This is a genomic window from Vibrio sp. S12_S33 (assembly GCF_963889785.1).
In the GTDB taxonomy this organism is placed as follows: Bacteria; Pseudomonadota; Gammaproteobacteria; order Enterobacterales; family Vibrionaceae; genus Vibrio; species Vibrio aestuarianus.
Window position 1 is genome coordinate 1 of the sequence record NZ_CAWPQZ010000119.1, and the last position, 2,033, is coordinate 2,033.

At 39.3% G+C, this 2,033-nt stretch carries 2 protein-coding genes; both read right to left on the bottom strand.

Annotated features, from left to right (window positions below; all coding sequences use genetic code 11):
- Window positions 1-301: 301 nt before the first annotated feature.
- On the bottom strand, window positions 302-1,171 hold the full coding sequence (locus tag AACW06_RS19260) for a PhzF family phenazine biosynthesis protein (protein WP_192076294.1): 870 nt from the start codon (window positions 1,169-1,171) through the stop codon (window positions 302-304).
- A 144-nt stretch (window positions 1,172-1,315) separates the two neighbouring features.
- Window positions 1,316-1,831: a hypothetical protein gene (locus AACW06_RS19265; protein WP_192076295.1), complete on the bottom strand. Its 516-nt coding sequence runs from the start codon at window positions 1,829-1,831 to the stop codon at window positions 1,316-1,318.
- Window positions 1,832-2,033 lie beyond the last annotated feature (202 nt).

The window sequence follows — 2,033 nt, forward strand, 5'->3', positions numbered from 1 at the left end:
CTCTTCCTTCATTATCAAAATCTACCATGAGACCGTCTAAAAAATGATGGCGATGGCCATAGATGCAATCAGGAGCTCCGATAACATTGCTCACTTCAGTTTCTGTCATACCGAGCTTGACTGGACCGATTGAGTTTCCTAGTTGAATTTCGAAAATTTCCATTTTTATCCTAAAAACACATAACGCCCAATTAAGGGGTGAGCAACGCTACCACCCAAACCTAAAGCATTGTGCCATAAACACTTAATTTGAAGTAGAAGCAAAAATGCCAAGCGTTGGGAATCCCTCTTAAATTGTTTGTTATACGGAGATTTTCTGCCTGCCGACTTTATGAGCAAAACCACCAACCCTAACCTTAATAATTCCCTGGTCGCTCAACTCCACAGACGCTGTAATTCTTGAAACACACTCCATCGCCCGACCTTGCTCAAAAGTAAAGCTATTCGAATGTGTATTAGGAAGGTGTTTGGCTAAGTAACAAGCTAATGCACCACTCGCACTTCCTGTCGCTGACTCCTCTGAAATTCCAACCAATGGAGCGAAATTACGACAGCTTGCTGTCACTTTACTTGTTTTCTCACACAGCTCAAAAGCATGGATACCAATTACACCATGCCTTTCACATAACTCACTAGTTAAATTTTCATTCACTTGAATTTGATCAAGATACCCAAAGGGCACAGGGACAATAATATCAGGTAAGCCTGTTGAAATAACCTCAATCGGTAACCGAGTTGACTCAAGTAGCGTCGAGTCTAGTCCAATCAACTCTGATATAACCTCATAACTAAACTCCCCACGAAATTCTGGTAACTTCAGGTCCATTACTATATGACCATTAGCCTCTATAGTTACCACAAGCAAACCTGCTTTAGTCCTTTGAAGGTATTTACCTTCCGTTATGATTCCGTCTTGATACATAGTCGAAAATGCTGCCAATGTGGCGTGTCCACAGAAATCAACTTCACCTGTTGTGGTGAAAAAAGACAACTCAAAGTCGGCTTCGTCATCGAGAGATACAAACGCAGTTTCCGAGTAACCAACAACTTGTGCTATTTGTAATTTTTCTTCGTTCGACAAGTGATCAGCGTGAAGCACTACACCAGCAGGATTCCCACCAGTTCCATTCGAAGTAAAGGAATTAACCAAAAAAGCTTCAACGTTCTTCAATATTCATATCTCCGTATAACGCCCAATTAAGGGGTGAGCAACGCTACCACCCAACCTAACGCATTGTACCGTAAACACTAAAATTGAAGTAGAAGCAAAATGCCAAGCGTTGGGAATCCCTCTTAAATTGTTTGTTATATTAATTTATACAAGCATGTCATGATGAAGAAATGTACCAGTTTCCCAGCACCAACAAGTAAGTAAATAATTGGAGCTAGACTTATGTTTGTAAGCAGAAAGTGATTTCGTTAACTCATATACAATATAGTCAGCATCAACTTGTGTTTTCTGCTGAAAAACAAAAACTTTATATTCTGAATCTGATTGCAAAAGCTTATTAAAATCATATCGTAAACCTTTTAACTTCATATCAGAAAGCTCGATTTCCATAGATAGCTTAACCCCGATAAAGTTACTTTCTGAATCAAACTCCCTCCATATCAAGTCATATAGCCACTCTTTAGCTTTTTTATCAACGCTTGAGCGAGGACGGATACCTGAAATATGTTTTCCACGCTCACTAAACATTAGTTTGATTTCTTTATTTTTTAGAGTGTTATTCCATTTTGGACGTATTCCGCTTTTCAACTGAGCTTGCTTTTTGCGTTCCATCGCACTAGTACCAAGCTCATCAAACCAACTCATAAACTCTGAAATCATGCTGTATTCTCCACATTAATATAACGCCCAATTAAGTGGTGAACAACGCACTGGCCAAGCCGCTGCATTGCACCATAAAACACTTTACCTGACGCATAGTAAAACTGCTACGCGTTGAGAATCCACTTGAATTGCTTGTTATGTGAATTTTACCGTGAATTCAAAGTAAACCACCGTAGAAATGAAGTAATTTGAATAAGTT